The sequence below is a fragment of the Arthrobacter sp. B2060 genome (assembly GCF_059090445.1).
Genome location: NZ_JBNHFR010000001.1, coordinates 729,820 through 745,765, shown reverse-complemented (window position 1 = coordinate 745,765; position 15,946 = coordinate 729,820). Strand labels below are relative to the sequence as shown.

The 15,946-nt window shown below is 65.3% G+C and carries 15 protein-coding genes; 8 read left to right on the top strand and 7 right to left on the bottom strand.

The features are described from left to right. Positions 1–55: 55 nt before the first annotated feature. Together AC5RUM_RS03545 and AC5RUM_RS03540 are read right to left on the bottom strand one after the other, a co-directional pair. Positions 56–394, bottom strand: a complete 339-nt coding sequence (locus AC5RUM_RS03545; RefSeq protein WP_494033631.1) for a GYD domain-containing protein — start codon at positions 392–394, stop codon at positions 56–58. Positions 395–492: 98 nt separating this feature from the next. Next, positions 493–1,221 (bottom strand): TetR/AcrR family transcriptional regulator, encoded by a 729-nt coding sequence (locus AC5RUM_RS03540; RefSeq protein ID WP_494033630.1) that lies wholly within the window; start codon positions 1,219–1,221, stop codon positions 493–495. Positions 1,222–1,365: 144 nt separating this feature from the next. Between AC5RUM_RS03540 and AC5RUM_RS03535 the strand changes: the two genes are divergently transcribed. The 3 genes from AC5RUM_RS03535 to AC5RUM_RS03525 all read left to right on the top strand — a co-directional run bounded on the left by AC5RUM_RS03535 (position 1,366) and on the right by AC5RUM_RS03525 (position 4,985). Beyond that, a complete protein-coding gene (locus tag AC5RUM_RS03535) occupies positions 1,366–2,802 on the top strand; it encodes a flavin monoamine oxidase family protein (protein WP_494033629.1) in 1,437 nt (478 codons plus the stop codon). A 56-nt stretch (positions 2,803–2,858) separates the two neighbouring features. Beyond that, positions 2,859–4,373, top strand: coding sequence for an APC family permease (locus AC5RUM_RS03530; RefSeq protein WP_494033628.1), 1,515 nt, complete (start codon positions 2,859–2,861; stop codon positions 4,371–4,373). Between the two features lie 108 nt (positions 4,374–4,481). After that, positions 4,482–4,985 (top strand): pyridoxamine 5'-phosphate oxidase family protein, encoded by a 504-nt coding sequence (locus AC5RUM_RS03525; protein ID WP_494033627.1) that lies wholly within the window; start codon positions 4,482–4,484, stop codon positions 4,983–4,985. A gap of 13 nt (positions 4,986–4,998) precedes the next feature. Here AC5RUM_RS03525 and AC5RUM_RS03520 read toward each other — a convergent pair whose 3' ends face one another. The 4 genes from AC5RUM_RS03520 to AC5RUM_RS03505 all read right to left on the bottom strand — a co-directional run bounded on the left by AC5RUM_RS03520 (position 4,999) and on the right by AC5RUM_RS03505 (position 9,746). After that, on the bottom strand, positions 4,999–5,379 hold the full coding sequence (locus AC5RUM_RS03520; RefSeq protein ID WP_494033626.1) for a universal stress protein: 381 nt from the start codon (positions 5,377–5,379) through the stop codon (positions 4,999–5,001). A 44-nt stretch (positions 5,380–5,423) separates the two neighbouring features. Continuing rightward, positions 5,424–7,394, bottom strand: coding sequence for a tripartite tricarboxylate transporter permease (locus AC5RUM_RS03515; protein WP_494033625.1), 1,971 nt, complete (start codon positions 7,392–7,394; stop codon positions 5,424–5,426). Between the two features lie 8 nt (positions 7,395–7,402). Beyond that, positions 7,403–8,593, bottom strand: a complete 1,191-nt coding sequence (locus tag AC5RUM_RS03510; RefSeq protein ID WP_494033624.1) for a type 2 periplasmic-binding domain-containing protein — start codon at positions 8,591–8,593, stop codon at positions 7,403–7,405. A gap of 73 nt (positions 8,594–8,666) precedes the next feature. Beyond that, on the bottom strand, positions 8,667–9,746 hold the full coding sequence (locus AC5RUM_RS03505) for a PrpF domain-containing protein (protein WP_494033623.1): 1,080 nt from the start codon (positions 9,744–9,746) through the stop codon (positions 8,667–8,669). 278 nt (positions 9,747–10,024) lie between these two features. On the opposite strand from AC5RUM_RS03505, the gene AC5RUM_RS03500 reads away from it, so the two are divergent. Both AC5RUM_RS03500 and AC5RUM_RS03495 read left to right on the top strand, forming a co-directional pair. Further along, positions 10,025–10,939, top strand: a complete 915-nt coding sequence (locus AC5RUM_RS03500; RefSeq protein WP_494033622.1) for a LysR family transcriptional regulator — start codon at positions 10,025–10,027, stop codon at positions 10,937–10,939. Between the two features lie 66 nt (positions 10,940–11,005). After that, positions 11,006–12,202, top strand: coding sequence for an MFS transporter (locus tag AC5RUM_RS03495; RefSeq protein WP_494033621.1), 1,197 nt, complete (start codon positions 11,006–11,008; stop codon positions 12,200–12,202). A gap of 1 nt (position 12,203) precedes the next feature. On the opposite strand, the gene AC5RUM_RS03490 is transcribed toward AC5RUM_RS03495, so the two are convergent. Beyond that, positions 12,204–12,833 (bottom strand): hypothetical protein, encoded by a 630-nt coding sequence (locus AC5RUM_RS03490; protein ID WP_494033620.1) that lies wholly within the window; start codon positions 12,831–12,833, stop codon positions 12,204–12,206. 136 nt (positions 12,834–12,969) lie between these two features. Between AC5RUM_RS03490 and AC5RUM_RS03485 the strand changes: the two genes are divergently transcribed. From AC5RUM_RS03485 to AC5RUM_RS03475, 3 genes are all read left to right on the top strand, one after another. Next, complete coding sequence (locus tag AC5RUM_RS03485) at positions 12,970–13,347, top strand: VOC family protein (protein WP_494033619.1); 378 nt, start codon at positions 12,970–12,972, stop codon at positions 13,345–13,347. Positions 13,348–13,393: 46 nt separating this feature from the next. Then, on the top strand, positions 13,394–14,428 hold the full coding sequence (locus AC5RUM_RS03480; RefSeq protein WP_494033618.1) for a PHP domain-containing protein: 1,035 nt from the start codon (positions 13,394–13,396) through the stop codon (positions 14,426–14,428). Positions 14,429–14,560: 132 nt separating this feature from the next. Then, on the top strand, positions 14,561–15,940 hold the full coding sequence (locus AC5RUM_RS03475) for an MFS transporter (RefSeq protein WP_494033617.1): 1,380 nt from the start codon (positions 14,561–14,563) through the stop codon (positions 15,938–15,940). Positions 15,941–15,946: the final 6 nt, after the last annotated feature.

The following is a 15,946-nucleotide window of genomic DNA, read 5'->3' as shown; positions in this document are numbered from 1 at the left end:
AGGCAATCGTGTAATGCCCCCGTCTGCAATGGGACGGGGGCATCAGCACGGCAACCTAGTCCTCGGGGAGGGTGCCCGGGGCCCGGTACTGGATCTGGCCGGCTTTCTCGAGGGCTTCCAGGGTTTCGTCCACGCTCAGAAGCACTGTCGTTTCCATGGAACTCAGTGCGCCGCCCCCGCTGATGGCCACCGCGACCGCGGCCATGGAGACGTTGTCGGGAGCCTCCCACAGGTTGTAGCCGTCGTGCGTACCAAAGGCGTACCAGAAGCCGTGGAGTTTCCCGCCGACGGCTTCGATGTATTCCTGTGCGGCTTTCCTCCGGTCCTCGGGCTTGCTGACCAACCTTGCCCAGGTCTCCGGTGTGTAGCTGAACTTCGACAGGTAGAGCGGCATGATTTCGTCCCCTTTGTTCGCAGTCGGGAGTGCGGATTCACCAAGAATGGCAGCGGGCTGTCCGCTCGGCAATGGTCCGCGTGTCCCCGCCGGCCCTCCTACCTCCGCAGTGCGCCGAGCCCGGAGATCAGCGCCTCGAGGCCCAGGGCGAAGGCCACGTCGGCGGGCCGCTCATGGCCCTGCTCGGCCAGGCTGTGCACGGCAGCGGTAAAGCTCGGGGTCGCATCGGCCATGGAACCGGCGTCGAAGATGTCCGCCGGCGCGGTCACGTCATAGGCCGAACCGAAAATGAACGACTCCAGCGCCACGATGGAGGAGACAATCCGCTCCTCGGGGAAGCCGGCATCCCGAAAGGCGGCGCTGACTGTTTCATACATGGCCAGGGTCTGCGGAGCGTCCGTTACAGGCAGCACGGCGATCACCGGGATCAGCGGGGTGTGCCGGGAGAAGACGTCGCGGTAGCTCCACGCCCATTTGCGCACCGCTTCTTCCCACGGATCCCTGTCGAAGGCTGATAGGTCCACCAGGGCGGCGAGGTGGTCCTCGACCAGGAGCAGCACGTCGCGTTTGGATTTCACATGGTTGTACAGCGCCGACGGCGCGACGTTCAGTGCGCGGGCCAGCGCGGCCATGGTGAGGGCGTCATAGCCCTTTTTTTCGACGAGTTCGAGCGCAGCGCGGGTGATGCCGGATTTGTCGAGGACCCCGCCGACCGGCCGGCCTGCGCGCCGCCGGGCGTCCGGTCCGGCCTTCGGGCTGCGTCGTGCCGCGTCTTCCACGGCAGTCTCTCCCGTGGCGGTGCTTCCCGGGGCGGGTGATGCCGGCATTGGTGGCCTTTCTGGGGGCGGGTTCTCCATCAGTATTCCATCAGCCTCTTCCCGTACACGGACGGAACGGCTATAGTTTCTCATAAATGAATGACATTCATTTAGTGGTACGCATCACCTGCGCGGCCACAGAGAGAGGACATCATGCTGAATTTTGACCGCGACGTCGTGATCGTGGGCGCGGGCCCCTCCGGGCTGACAGCGGCCCGTGAACTGAAGAAGGCGGGCCTCACGGTGGCCGTGCTGGAAGCCCGCGACCGTGTGGGCGGCCGGACGTGGACCGACACCGTTGACGGGGCCATGCTCGAAATCGGCGGGCAGTGGGTCTCACCGGACCAGACCGCCCTGCTGGCCCTCCTGGACGAACTGGGCCTGGAAACCTACTCCCGCTACCGTGAGGGCGAATCCGTCTACATCGGCGCCGACGGCACTCCTGTCCGCTACACGGGGGATTCCTTCCCCGTCAGCGCGTCAACTGCTGCGGAGATGGACAAGCTCGTGAGCCTGCTCGATGCGCTCGCCGCCGAAATCGGCCCCACCGCGCCGTGGGACCACCCCAAGGCCCGGGAACTGGATACCGTTTCCTTCCACCACTGGCTCCGCCAGCACTCAAGCGATGAGGAGGCCTGCAACAACATCGGCCTCTTCATCGCCGGCGGCATGCTCACCAAGCCCGCCCACGCCTTCTCCGCCCTGCAGGCGGTGCTGATGGCTGCCTCCGCCGGATCGTTCACCCATCTGACGGACGAGGACTTCATCCTGGACAAGCGGGTCATCGGCGGGATGCAGCAGGTCTCCCTGCTGCAGGCAGCGGAACTGGCGGACGACGTCGTCCTTAACAGCCCGGTGCGCACCATCCACTGGGAGGCCGACGGCGGCAGAGGCCACCGCGTCACGGCCGTGTCCGAGCGCGCCACCGTCAACGCCCGTTTCGTGATCATGGCTGTGCCGCCCAACCTGTACTCCCGGGTCTCCTTCAACCCGCCGCTGCCGCGCCGGCAGCACCAGATGCACCAGCACCAGTCGCTGGGCCTCGTGATCAAGGTGCACGCCGTCTACCGGACGCCGTTCTGGCGCGAGGAGGGCCTCTCCGGCACCGGCTTCGGAGCAGGATCCCTGGTCCAGGAGGTCTACGACAACACCAACCACGGCGACACCCGCGGCACCCTCGTCGGTTTCGTCTCAGACGAGAAGGCCGACGCCGTCTTCGAGCTGGATGCCGCGGCGCGCAAACAGGCGATCCTGGAATCCATCGCCGGGTTCCTCGGCGAGAAGGCTCTGGACCCGGAGGTCTACTACGAATCCGACTGGGGCTCCGAGGAATGGACCCGCGGAGCCTACGCCTCCAGCTACGACCTCGGGGGCCTTCACCGCTACGGCAAGGACCAGCACACCCCGGTCGGCCCCATCTACTGGTGCTCGTCCGACCTCGCCGCCGAGGGATACCAGCACGTGGACGGGGCAGTCCGCATGGGGCAGGCCACCGCTGCCCGCATCGCCGCGGCAGCCAAAGCAGCCGCAGAAGCACCCGGTGCATTCGGTGACCGCCGGCTGGCCGAGGCTGCGGCCGCCGTCGGCTGACGCCGGCTGTACCCAACCCATTCAACGGCGAATGAACTATCCGGAGAGGCAATCCCATGAGCACCAAGGACGCTGTCGCCCAGGGCGAGCACAAGAAACTCAGTGAGAAGGGCCTTAAGGCCGGGTCTGTGGGGCTGCTCGGCGCAGTGGTGATCGGCGTTTCGTGCATCGCGCCGGCGTACACGCTCACCGCGGCACTCGGCCCGACGGTGTCCGAGGTGGGCGTGCACCTGCCGGCCATTTTCCTGGTGGGGTTCATCCCCATGCTGCTGGTGGCGCTCGGGTACCGCGAACTCAACAACGCAATGCCCGACGCCGGAACCTCCTTCACGTGGGCAACCCGCGCCTTCGGTCCGTGGATCGGCTGGATGGGCGGCTGGGGGCTCATCGCCGCCACCATCATCGTGCTGTCCAACCTGGCGGCCGTCGCCGTCGACTTCTTCTACCTCATGCTGGCGCAGCTTTTCGGCAATCCCGAACTGGCGCAGCTAACTGGCAACCTGCCGCTGAATATCGCCACCACCCTGGTGTTCATAGCCGCTGCCTGCTGGGTCTCCTACCGGGGCATGGAAACCACGAAGGCCGTCCAGTACGTGCTGGTGGGGTTCCAGCTGCTTGTGCTGGGCTGGTTCGCCGTCTCCGCGTTCCTGCATGTGGCCAACGGCTCCGCCTTCGACGCCACGGCCATCTCGCCGGACTGGTTCAACCCGTTCGCCGTGGACTCGTTCTCGTCCTTCGCGGCCGGCGTCTCCCTCTCGATCTTCATCTACTGGGGCTGGGACGTGACGTTGACGATGAACGAGGAAACCAGGAACCCGGAGAAGACGCCGGGCCGGGCTGCGACCGTGACCGTCGTCGTGATTATGGCCATCTACATGCTGGTCGCCCTGGCCACGCTGTCCTTCGCCGGAGTGGGGGAGAGCGGGCTGGGCGCCGGGAACCCGGAGAACCAGTCCAGCATCTTCGCGGTCCTGGCGGGGCCGGTCATGGGTCCCTTCGCTATCCTCATGTCGCTGGCGATCCTCAGCAGTTCGGCGGCTTCACTGCAGTCCACGTTTGTGTCGCCTGCCCGGACGCTGCTCGCGATGGGGCACTACAAGGCGCTGCCCCCGAGGTTCGGCAGGGTCAGTCCGGCCTTCAGGTCGCCGGGCTACGCCACGGTTGCGGCCGCCGTCGCTGCCGCCGGGTTCTACGTGATCACCCGGACCACCTCGGAGAACGCCCTCTGGGACACCATCACTGCCCTCGGCATGATGATCTGCTTCTATTACGGCATCACGGCACTGGCCTGCGTTTGGTTCTTCCGGGCACTGGCCTTCAGCAACGCCCGGGCGTTCTTCTTCAAGTTCCTGGCGCCGCTGCTCGGCGGGGTCATCCTGCTGGTCATGTTCGTCAAGACGGCCTATGACTCCATGGATCCGGCATACGGCTCGGGCTCATCGGTGGGAGGCATCGGCATGGTTTTCATCCTGGGCATGGGTGTGATCCTGCTCGGCGTGGTGGTCATGCTGGTGATGGCCAGGATCCGGCCGGGTTTCTTCAGGGGTGAGGTTCTGGCCCGGGGGCGGTGATGCCCCTCTTGTGGCAGCGGGTGGAAAGTAAGCACACTTACTAATAAGGTGGTCCGAGGGGAAGCTCCCACACTGAACAGCACGTACTGAACAGAATGAGGTGACAGCATGCCGGAAACCGCCAACATCAGCAAAGTCACGGACATCATCAACGATTCCCACATCGGGATGTTCACCACCATCAACGAAAAAGGCGCGCTGGTCAGCCGGCCGCTGGTTGTGCAGGAAGTGAAGGACGACGGCGACATGTGGTTCTTCACGGGGGAGGGAACCTCCCAGGTGGCCCACATCCGCGTGGATCCCCGCGTCAACGTGTCCTTCGGCCAGCGCACCGAGTGGGTCTCGGTGGCCGGGACCGCCGAAGTTGTCCGGGACCGGGCCAAGATCCGTGAACTGTGGAACCAGGCGGTTGAGGCATGGTTCCCGGACGGGCCGGACACCCCCGAGGTGGTCCTGCTGCGGGTCGACTCCGACTCCGCGGAATACTGGACCAGCCCCGGTGGCACCGCGGCCACCGTGCGTACCCTTCCGCCGCGCCAGTCCTTCGGGCTACCTGTTGCGATGGAGTGCGGGGAGGGGCCCACGCCTGCCGGAAGGACCGGCAGCTTTTAGAGCCTGGCGCCTGTTACAGCTTGTCCGGGCGGACCGCCAGCACGAGGCAGGTGGCGTCAAGCAGGATGCGCTGAACGGTGCTGCCGAGGATGAGCTTGCCCACCATGGACCGGTGCCGAAGGCCTACGACGATCATGTCGACATTCCGGTCCTGGGCTATTTGAATCACGGCGTCACCGGGGTCGGAAAGCACCGAGGACTCGAGCGTCAGCGTCAGGCCCGCCGCCCGCAGCTGGGCATCGAGCTCCTGAACTTCCGCAGGGTCCAGGTCGTGGTGGCCGCGCCCCACGTTCACGATGAGCAGGTCTGTTTTTCTGAGCAGTGCTTCCGTGATCCCTGTGGTCAGGGCCTCCCTGCCTTCGGCGGCGGGGGCATAGGCAACGAGAACGGTCATGTTCTTGCTTCTCTCCAGTAGTGATGAGGGCAGGCAGTGGTTTTCTAGACGAGCGTGTTGAGCCAGCCCTGCGGCAGATCAATGGGCAGCAGGGACGGCAGGGCCAAGAGTGCGACGTAGAGCACCAGGGTGTAGGCGATGGCTACTTTGAGGCGGGCCCTGGCCACGATCAGCAGGAACGCGGGGATGAAGATGGTCACCGCGACGAGGTAGCCGAAGGCAGCTGTGAGGGCGAGGAAGCCTGTCATCCAGAGGAAGGTCTTCAGGGCAAAACCTGCATCCAGCGTCCAGCCAGCGGTGGCGGTCCTCGCCCGGAGCCGCCCCCTGACCTCGGTGAACAGCAGGATTCCGGAGAAGACCAGGCCTCCTATGCTGACCAGTTGGGGTACCAGCCGGGCCTCGGGAGAGAACGACGCCGAGGCTATCAGCGCCGAGGCGAAGGCTGCGGTAAAGATGCCGGCGGCGGCCAGGGACCACGTGGAGTTCTTCAGCGGGCTTTCGTCATCCTCAGGGCGCTCGTCGCGGTGGCCGTCGTCCAGGTTGGCCTGTTTCCGGGCTCGGATGAACTTGATGAGGGACCAGACGATGGGCAGGACCAGGATGGCGAGGAACACGATAACTCCGGGGCGTGCCATCCAGTCCAGGCCATTGTAGAGACTGTCCGTGAGGAAGTAGTAGCGCTCGAGCGGGATGGCCAGGACGAAGCCGATGAGGAATGGTGCCCGAGGGAACCCGGTTGACTTCAGCAGCCAGCCGAAAACGCCGAGGATGATCATGACCCAGAGGTCGCCGAGCTGGCCGCCCTCCTGGAATGAGCCGAGCAGCATGATCGCGACCAGGCCGGCCGCCAGGACCGCGAACGGCACTTTGGTGAGTCTGGCGAGCTGCTTGACGCTGAGGAAGCAGAACAGGGCACCGAGGATGGAGGCAATCGCGAAGGACCACACGATGAGGTACATCAGATCCAAGTGCTCGGTGATGATGGACGGGCCTGGCTGGATGCCGTAGGTCAGGAGCATGCCCAGGAGCATGGCGGAGGGGACGCCGCCCGGGATGCCGAACAGGAGGGTCGGGATGAGGTCCCCCGCTTCCACGGAGTTGTTGGCGCTTTCCGGCCCTACGATGCCCCTGGGATCTCCCTTTCCGAACTGGCGTTTGTCCTTCGCGGTGGCCACAGCCTGGCCATATGCCAGCCAGGTTCCGGCGGTGGCGCCGACGCCGGGCAGTACGCCCGCCCAGATGCCGATGAGTGCACCGCGGATCACCTGGGTCCAGTGGGACAGCCATTCACGGATGCCCCTGCCCCAGCCGCCGCCGAGGCTGATGTTCGCATTCTGACCGCGCCGCTGGCTGGCCCGCGAGGCGATTTCGGCAAGGCCGAAGATGCCCAGGGCAACTGCGACGAGGGAGAGCCCGTCACCGAGGAAGAGGCTGCCGAAGGTAAAGCGCTCTTCGGCCGTGGTGGGCGAGGTGCCCACCATGCCGAGCACAAGGCCAAGCAGGCCGGCCGAGACGCCCTTGATGATGTTGCCGCGGGACAGAACGGCGGCGAGGGCGACGCCAAGGACCGTCAGCATGAACAGTTCGGGGCTGGCGAAGGAAAGCACAAGGGGCCGGGCGAGGGGAATGGCAAGCGTCAGCCCGATGGCGCCGATGATGCCGCCGGCCATGGAGGACAGGAAGGCGAGCGTCAGCGCTCTCGCTGCCTGGCCCTTTTTCGCCATCGAGTAGCCGTCCAGCATGGTCACGCTGGCCGAGGCTGACCCGGGTGCGCCCAGCAGCACTGCCGAGACGGTGTCGGAGGTGTGGACAACAGCCAGCGCGCCGATGAGAAGCGCGAGGGCCTGGGGCGGTTCCATGCCGAACGTGATGGGCAGGAGGATGGCGACGGCGCCGGTGCCGCCCAGACCGGGTATGAGGCCCATGACCAGACCGGCAACAGTGCCGATGAGGAGCATGAGGAGCAGGGAAGGGTCAGCGAGTGATGCCAGCGCTGCCATAGCGGAATCAAGCATGATGGTCCTTACTCAACGTGGATGTCGTATTTGCTCTCGAGCAGGTCCTTGACGTAGGACCTGACGGAGCTGCTGACGGTGTACGCGTCCCTGACGCGGTCGGCCATGCCGGCATCCGCTACGAGGGGGTAGCCGCCGAGGACTTTGGCGGCCTTCTTTTGGAACTCCTTGTCGGCCCCCAGCTTTTCGCTGGATTCACGCAGCAGCGTCATCGCCTTTTCCGGTGTGTCCTGCGGTACCCAGAGGCCCTTCTGGTACGTATAGGTCAGGCCCAGGAGGGTTTTGTAGGCCTCGAACTTTTCGCCCGAGGGCTTCTTGCCGTGCAAGGCCTCGTAGGCTTCGGGCACGGTGGGGACGTCGGGGAAGTTGGGGTCGCGGATGACGTCCCCGGCTTCGTTCAGCTGGCCGAAGGACATCAGCACGGTTGCCTTGCCTTCCTTGGCGATGCCTTCGACGGCGGAGCCGTACGCGGACGTGGTCTGGTAATCCAGATCGATTTCACCGCGCTGCAGGGCCAGGTTGACCGGGCCGCGGCCTTCGAAGCCGAAGGTGGAGGTCACGTCCGCTTCGAGCAGGTCGAAGGCCACCAGAGTGGTGATATCCAGACCGGTGGCACTGATGCCACCGAACTCGAGGGGCTTGTCCCTGTTGATAAGGTCGTTGACGTTCTTGACGCCGGCTTCCGTGCGGGCGTAAATGACGCCGCCGGTGCCGTTGACCACCACGGGTTTCAGGTCGTCGAAAGAGTACTTTACCGCCGAGCGTCCGAGGACCCAGGGCACTACCGTGGACGCTGTCCCTACGAGGATTTCTGTGCCGTCGGTCTTGGCCGACCGGGCAAACTTGTTCGTGCCGGAGATGCCCTCGCCGCCGGGTTCGTTGACGGGGGCAAACCCTGGGCGGCCGGCAACATAGTTGGTAAGTTCAGTGCCGATGAAGCGGGCCCAGGTGTCGGTGCCGCCGCCCGAGGCCAGCGGAATCAGGAATTCCAGCGTTTCGCCGCTGAAGTTCCCGTCTTCGGTGCTGGAAGGCGGATTGAGCAGGCCTCCGCCCAGGACAGTGGTTGCGACGCCGAGCGCGGCGAAGGAGGCCACAACGGCCAGGACACTGCGCCGGGAGTGTTCCGGCGGATCCGGTTGTTCGGCGGGTGCCTCGTGGCTGGTGCCGGGGGGTTCCAAGGCTGACTTCTGACTCGTCATTGAGAATGTCCTTAATTCGTGCCGCCTGGTGAGCACCGCAGTGTCATGGAGGCGTCTGCTTTTATTGTGGCGCTTACCAGGTGTCTGGAAGCAGGAGTTCGGCGTCGGCAAGCCGACGTGCACTGCGCAGGGCGCCTACGACTGTGACGCCGTCGCTGATTTCCGACCACGTCTGGACGAGGCCGGCGGGTGTCCGCATGTTCACGCCTGCAGAGACGTCGGTTGATATCAGGTTGGCCAGCACGGTCCCCTTGTGCTGTGCGGCCATGGTCAGTGCCACGCTGCCCGTGATGGCGAGGGCCGGATGCAGGCGGCCCATGGAGAGCATCCTGACGACGACGTCGGCCTCGTCGCCGGGTTCGGCCCGGGCCACCAGGGCCAATTTAGGGATGGCGCGTTCGGCCTCGATCCGGCTTGCAGCAATTCCCATCCGCACGGCCGCGTCCCGTCGCAGGTCGTCCAGGTGCCCCAGGAGATCCTTCCGGTTGTCAATCTCCGCGGCAGTCTCATGACCGGTTAAACCGACAGCCTCAGCTTCCACGATGACTACGGGAGCACCCGCATCGATGAGCGTTGCAGCCACATGGCGGCCGTCGAAGCTCAGCTTGTCTACCGGCTCCCCGGTGGGCAGGAGCTTGCCGGTCGTCCGTCCGGCCGGGTCAAAGAAGCCCATCCCTACGGACATGCCAGGGAACGGAACGCCCGGGATCATCTGTGTGCCGGTGTATCCCAATTCACCATGGGGGGTGGCCACTTTCTGCAGGATGAGCTGGTTAGTGTTCGTATTGAGCGTCCGGACCGCGGTGCTGTCCTGTCCCACCGGGACCCATCCGCGCTCGATGGCGTACGGTGCGACGACGGCAGAGCAGTTGCCGCAATTGCTGCCCCAGTCGACCCGCTGTTCGTCGATGCCTACCTGGGCGAATGTGTAGTCGACGTCGGCGTCCGCGCTGACGGAGCGGGACAGGATTACCGCCTTGCTCGTCGTGGACGTACCGCCGCCAACGCCGTCGATTTGGCGGTGGTCAGGGCTGCCGAAGAGACGCAGCAGGACTTCGTCCACTGTCTTCCCCGGGACCTGGAGATGATCCCATTCGAAAACCCAGCACTTGCTGGTTCCCCCCCGCATCCACGTGGCCGGAATCTTGAACATGTTTGCTTTCCACACCTTTCTCAAGCCCATCTGCGGGCCTTCAGCCCCTGTTGGCCTACCTCAGTGTGGTGCGGGCAATGCATGAATTACAATCACAGAAAAATGCATATGCTTGCACTTTTACTTCATTCACTATGCGGCGTTTGCGGAATTTCGACGGCCAACACTGCAGAACGCTTCTGACGAAGCCCAGCAGAACGGCGGTGGCGCGCTCTGGATGAACCAAAGGTATAGAATTCTTCAATGGGTGTAACTAATTCTTAAGGCAGGAGTACCCCATGCTGAATGTCAGAAGGCTCGAACTGTTGCTCGACGTCGTCGAACTGGGTTCAATAACCGCTGCCGCGGAGAAGCACGTCTACTCACCGTCGGGTGTCTCCCAGCAGCTCCGTCGCCTGGAAGCGGAAGTTGGCCAGCCGTTGCTGCAGCGGCAGGCCCGCGGAATGGTGCCGACCGATGCCGGGCATGTCCTCACCGCGCACACCCGCCGAATCCTGCGCCAGATGGCAGCGGCGGAGGCGGACCTCGCCGAGATCGCAGGGCTGAACCGGGGCAGTCTCACCATGGGCACTTTCCCCACACTCGGGGGTTCCTTTCTGCCCCTCGTCATCAGCAGATTCAAGGAGCAATACCCGGCGATCGAACTGCATGTCCGCAGCAGCCGCTTCGATGATCTGGTTGAGATGCTCGAAAACGGCCAGGTGGGCATGTCGCTGCTTTGGGATTACGAGTGGAACCGGATAAGCCCGGAAAGCTTCGCGCTCACCACCGTCTTCGAAGACGCCACCGCCCTCATCGTGGGCAAGGACCACAGGCTTGCACGGCGCAGGCAAGTGGACATGGCGGATCTGGCCAACGAGGAATGGATTGTCCGGGAAGAGGACCATCCCGTCGTCGAAGTGCTGCACAGGAGTGCCAAGGCGGCAGGATTCACGCCCCGGATAGCGTTCCATTCCAATGACTACCAAGAGGCCCAGGCCATGGTCAGCGTGGGACTCGGCATTGCCCTCGCGCCGCGAACGGCTGTGGTGAACAAACACCCCGGCGTCAGCATCGTGTCCCTGGGAGCGACTGCCCCGTCCCGCCGGGTGCTCCTGGCGCATCGGCATGACCGGGTCCGGGCTGCGGCTGAAATAGCTTTCCAGGCAACGCTGCTGGACGTAGCGAAAGACAATAGCGCCGACTTCCGCTGACGCGGGGCATGAAACGATGGGGGACCCTTGAGTACTAGCCGGCCACGGTCGCGCAGGTGGTTGTGGATGCTGATCGCGTCCGCAGTCCTCTGCCAGATCGCCCTCAACCTTGCCCGGCCGCTCATCTCGTACAAGGTCCTTGCCTTGGGCGGAGATTCGATCACCATTGGCCTGACATCAGCGGCATACGCGCTGGTCCCGGTCGCTGCCGCGTTATGGCTCGGCAGGGTATCTGACCGGCGCACTTCCCTGCGGGGGATTGTGGCTGTGGGAACCCTGCTCCTGGCAGCAGGGCCTGCCCTGCTGTCGGCGTCTCCGTCACTGCCCGTTGTCGCAGCAGCCAGTGCGGTGTTGGGTCTGGGGCACCTTTGCTTCACGATCGCGGGCCAGTCCGCGATCGCAAGATTCGTGCCGCTCAGCCATATGGATGCTGCCTTCGGCTGGTTTACCGCCTCGTTCGCCTTGGGGCAAATGGCCGGGCCGCTGCTGGCCGGCCTCGCCATGGGGGCAGCCGAAGGAGTACCCGCCGGAGTGAGGCTGGCTGATTCCAACACTGCCCTTCTCATCGCCGGAGGCATCGCTGTGCTCGCCGTTCCCTTCGCGTTTGGCACTGCTGCGAAACAGGAACCCGCCCAGGAGAAGGATGAGAAGCCGCCACCTTCGTCCCCTCGGGACTCCGTGGCTGCACTGCTGCGTTATCCGACGGTGAAGACCAACATGGTGGCAAGCCTGGCGCTGCTGGCGACCACCGACATCCTGGTTGCCTTCCTGCCGCTCCTGGGAGAGGACAAGGGTGTATCCCCGGTCGTCGTAGGCATCCTGCTGGCCACCAGGGCGGCGGCATCGATCGCATCACGCCTGCTCCTGCCGGTTCTCCTTGCCCGTTGGAGCCGGCCCTCGCTCGTCATCGCCAGTCTTGCCGGTGCAGGATCAACACTGGCCCTGCTGCCATGGCTTTTTGAACTTCCGTGGACTGCCGGGGGCCTGCTGGCGCTTGGAGGCTTCTTTCTTGGCCTGGGGCAGCCAATCACCATGACACTCGTTACCCAGGCTGTTCCGCCTGCGTCCAGAGGATCGGCCCTGGCCCTTCGCCTGCTCGGCAACCGGGCAGGCCAAGTGACCTTGCCGGCTGCAGCGGGCCTGCTGGCGGCGCCGGTTGGTCCCAGCGGTGCTCTCTGGATGTCCTGCGCCGTGCTCGGCCTGGCGTGCCTTCGCCGCCCGCCCGGCAAACAGCGAGGACAAGGGGCGGAAGCCCCGGATTGATTCACGAAAGAGCGCGCATGTCCCCGCTGACTCCGTGCGGGGGATACCCGGCTGGTTCCGCCCCGGCTGCGGCTTCCGCCAGCGCCAGCGCCCGCTCCAGGTGAGCAACGGCGGACGCATACCCGGGCTGCCGGGACGCCCGCAGCGCTTCCGCTTCCCGCATGGCCTTCACAAATGCCGCCGTTTCCGGCCGGTGCACATCGGACATGGCCGGAAAATCAATCGCCAGCGCGGGGTCGAGTTCGTAGCGCTGCCAGCGCTGCAGGACGGCGTTGTGAACGTTGGCCGCGGCCTGCAGGGCGGGCAGCTCCTCCCGCTGCCTTCGCCGGGACGAGTACCAGCCCAAAACCCTGGGGCTGGTCCGGTAGGCGGCAACGCCGCTGACGCAGGCTGCCGCCGCCAGCGCCAGTCCGGCCGAGGGCGAGGCCACCGCCGGGATGAGGAGTGCCGGGAGGATCACGGCAGAACCCCAGAAAACGTCCCAGAACAGCGGATCTGACGGGTCGCCGTCGGACTTTCCGGCATGGTGCCGGACGGCGAAGACGGTGCAGGCAGCGGCGGCCACGAGCACGGCACCCCAGAAGACAAGCTGCAGCGTCCCAAGGGGGACGGCTTCGATAACGGCGGACACTGCACCACCTCCAAGCATCGGGGCCCGGGGACTCGGGCTCCACTTCAATTCCAGCCCCTCGGGTGCCGCCGGTCAATGGTCCGCCGGACGGCGGAAACGGTTTGCAGCCGGCGGCCTGCGGCGTAGCGTTGGCGGCATGCGACTAAAAATGTGCAGCATCCACGTCCGGGACCCGAAGGCAGCGCACTCGTTCTATACGCAGACGCTCGGCTTCGAAACGCTTATGGCCATGCCTGAGCACAACCTCTTTATCGTCAAGGACCCCGGTGATGCCGGTAGCGTCGGGCTGTTGCTGGAGCCGAGCGACAACCCGATCGCCGCCGCATACATGAACGGACTTCACGACGCCGGGCACCCGGCGATCGTGTTCGGCGTTCCGGATGTGCGGGCCGAGTATGAGCGGCTCACCGCCGTCGGGATCCCGTTCCAGGGCGAACCGTCGGAGGATCCGTCCGGGACGTCGGCCGTCTTCGACGACGGCTGCGGCAACTACATCCAGCTGCACCAGGACTGACGGCCACTGCCAGTGGCGCTGTACCACGGCCTGCGGAAGGGACTGAATGGACGCCGTTGACGCCCTGAATGAGATCGCGTTCTGGCTGGAACGCAGCGCCGCGCCCACCTTCAAGGTGCAGGCCTTCCGGAAGGCCGCCGGTGTCATTGCGGACCTCGCCGCGGACGACCTGGCGGAGCGTGCGCGGGACGGCAGGCTGAAGCGGACCAAGGGCATCGGGGACACGACGTTCCAGGTCATCCTGCAGGCGGTTGACGGTGCCGTGCCAGACTATCTCGACAAGCTCAGGCAGACCGGCGCCAAGCCGCTTGCCGCCGGCGGCAACGGGCTCCGCGCGCAGCTTCGGGGCGATCTGCACTGCCACAGCAACTGGTCCGACGGCGGATCGCCCATTGACCTCATGGCGGACGCCGCCCGGTACCTGGGCCGCGAATATCTTGCCCTGACGGACCATTCCCCGAACCTCAAGATCGCCAACGGACTGAGCGCCGAGCGCCTCAGCGACCAGCTCGAGGCCGTGGCCGCGGTCAATGCGGCCCATACCCGCCAGGACGGCGCGGAGTTCCGGCTGCTGTCCGGAATCGAGGTGGACATCCTGGAGAACGGGGAACTGGATCAGGACCCTGACATGCTGGAGCGGCTCGACGTCGTGGTGGCCAGCGTGCATTCAAAGCTGCGCTCGGACCGGCGCACCATGACGGAGAGGATGCTCAGCGGCATCCGGGACCCGCACACCAACGTGCTGGGTCACTGCACCGGCCGTCTGCTGCAGGGCTCGCGGGGGACCCGGCCGGAGTCGGAGTTCGACGCCGAGCGGGTGTTTGCGGCGTGCGCGGAGGCGGGCGTCGCTGTCGAAATCAATTCCCGTCCGGAGCGGCAGGACCCTCCCGACAACCTGATGCGGCTGGCTCTTGATGCGGGGTGCCTGTTCAGCATCGACAGCGACGCCCATGCTCCCGGCCAGCTGGATTTCCTGCAGTACGGCGCGGAGCGGGCTGAACGGAACGGCGTCCCGGCAGAGCGCATCATCACCACCTGGCCGCTGGAGCGCCTGCTGGACTGGCTCCGGTCAGGGGAGTAGCACGGTCACGCCGGGTGTGGAAGCAGCTCCTCAAATATTAGTAAGTAGGGTGACTATTTCGTTGCCGAGTGGTAAACCTTAACTGTTCCGCTGAGGAAGCCCGGCGGCGTGTCTCTCGTAGCGAGGTGCACCATGTCTTCAGTGAATCCTGCTGACCATCTGGACGAGCTGGGCCGCCGGACATTGCGGCGGGTGCGCGGCCGCCTGATGCCGCTGATCGTCCTGCTCTACTTCATTGCGTACCTGGACCGGAACAACGTCGGCTTCGCCAAGCTGACCATGAGCGAGGACATCGGCCTGAGCGCGGCGGCGTACGGGCTTGGCGCGGGCATCTTCTTCCTCGGCTACGCACTGCTGGAAATCCCGAGCAACGGCGGGATGTACAAGTTCGGCGCCCGCAAGTGGATTGCCCGCATCCTGATCTCCTGGGGCATCTTCGCCACGGCCATGGCTCTGGTGAACGGCGAAGTGACCTTCTACATCATCCGGTTCCTGCTCGGTGCGGCCGAGGCAGGCTTCTTTCCGGCGATCCTCTTCTACCTGACCTTGTGGTTCCCTGCCGCGCAGCGCGTCACCGTGCTCGGCATCTTTATCCTGGCCCAGCCGATCTCCAATGCCCTCGGCGCCCCGGTCTCCGGCCTGCTGCTGCAGATGGACGGCATCTGGGGCCTGCACGGCTGGCAGTGGCTGTACATCATCGAAGGCATCCCCGCCATCCTCCTCGGCTTGCTCACCCCCATCCTGATGACGGACCGCCCCAGCCATGCCCACTGGCTGGCCCAGGACGAGCGCGAATGGCTGACCAAGACGATGGACGATGAGCTCGCGCACAGGACGAAGGGCCAGCCGCACCACTTCCTGGCCGGGCTCAAGGATCCGCGGACCATCGCGTACTCGGCGCTGTACTTCGGCCTGGTGTGCGGTATCTACGGACTTGGCCTGTGGATGCCGACCATCGTTGCGGCCTTGGGCAGGTTCACCACCACGGAGGTTGGCTTCATCGTGGCCATCCCGTACACCATCGCCGCCGTCTTCGTGTACTTCTGGGGCCGGCGCTCGGACCGAACGGGCAACCGCGTCATGCATGCCAGCATCAGCATGGTGATGGCGGCCATCGGCCTCCTGGCCGCCGGCTTCCTCGTGCAGGTCAATGCCGTGCTGGCCATGATCGCGCTGACTCTGGCGGCCATGGGCATCTACTCCGCCATCGCGCCGTTCCTGGCCATGCCTTCGACGGCCCTGGTGGGCGCCGCGGCGGCAGCCGGCCTGGCCATGGTCAACTCCCTGGGCAACCTGGGCGGCTTCGTGGCCCCCTACGCCGTGGGCCTGCTCAACGACGCCACGGGAGACAACCGCTCCGGCCTCGTGTTCCTGGCGGCCTGCCTCGGCATCACCGCGGTGGCCACCTATCTCTACGCGCGCAGGCGTCCGGAGGGCCATGTGAAGCCCGGTACTCCTGCAACGGTCGGTGAGGAAGCTGTTGCCGCCGACGAGTTCGACATCAAGAGCTGACAATCC

Excerpts from the sequence above, each read along its gene's own strand:
- AC5RUM_RS03545 (WP_494033631.1), bottom strand. The coding sequence starts at position 394 with ATGCCGCTCTACCTGTCGAAGTTCAGCTACACACCGGAGACCTGGGCA.
- AC5RUM_RS03540 (WP_494033630.1), bottom strand. The coding sequence starts at position 1,221 with ATGCCGGCATCACCCGCCCCGGGAAGCACCGCCACGGGAGAGACTGCC.
- AC5RUM_RS03535 (WP_494033629.1), top strand. The coding sequence starts at position 1,366 with ATGCTGAATTTTGACCGCGACGTCGTGATCGTGGGCGCGGGCCCCTCC.
- AC5RUM_RS03530 (WP_494033628.1), top strand. The coding sequence starts at position 2,859 with ATGAGCACCAAGGACGCTGTCGCCCAGGGCGAGCACAAGAAACTCAGT.
- AC5RUM_RS03525 (WP_494033627.1), top strand. The coding sequence starts at position 4,482 with ATGCCGGAAACCGCCAACATCAGCAAAGTCACGGACATCATCAACGAT.
- AC5RUM_RS03520 (WP_494033626.1), bottom strand. The coding sequence starts at position 5,379 with ATGACCGTTCTCGTTGCCTATGCCCCCGCCGCCGAAGGCAGGGAGGCC.
- AC5RUM_RS03515 (WP_494033625.1), bottom strand. The coding sequence starts at position 7,394 with ATGCTTGATTCCGCTATGGCAGCGCTGGCATCACTCGCTGACCCTTCC.
- AC5RUM_RS03510 (WP_494033624.1), bottom strand. The coding sequence starts at position 8,593 with ATGACGAGTCAGAAGTCAGCCTTGGAACCCCCCGGCACCAGCCACGAG.
- AC5RUM_RS03505 (WP_494033623.1), bottom strand. The coding sequence starts at position 9,746 with ATGTTCAAGATTCCGGCCACGTGGATGCGGGGGGGAACCAGCAAGTGC.
- AC5RUM_RS03500 (WP_494033622.1), top strand. The coding sequence starts at position 10,025 with ATGCTGAATGTCAGAAGGCTCGAACTGTTGCTCGACGTCGTCGAACTG.
- AC5RUM_RS03495 (WP_494033621.1), top strand. The coding sequence starts at position 11,006 with ATGCTGATCGCGTCCGCAGTCCTCTGCCAGATCGCCCTCAACCTTGCC.
- AC5RUM_RS03485 (WP_494033619.1), top strand. The coding sequence starts at position 12,970 with ATGCGACTAAAAATGTGCAGCATCCACGTCCGGGACCCGAAGGCAGCG.
- AC5RUM_RS03480 (WP_494033618.1), top strand. The coding sequence starts at position 13,394 with ATGGACGCCGTTGACGCCCTGAATGAGATCGCGTTCTGGCTGGAACGC.
- AC5RUM_RS03475 (WP_494033617.1), top strand. The coding sequence starts at position 14,561 with ATGTCTTCAGTGAATCCTGCTGACCATCTGGACGAGCTGGGCCGCCGG.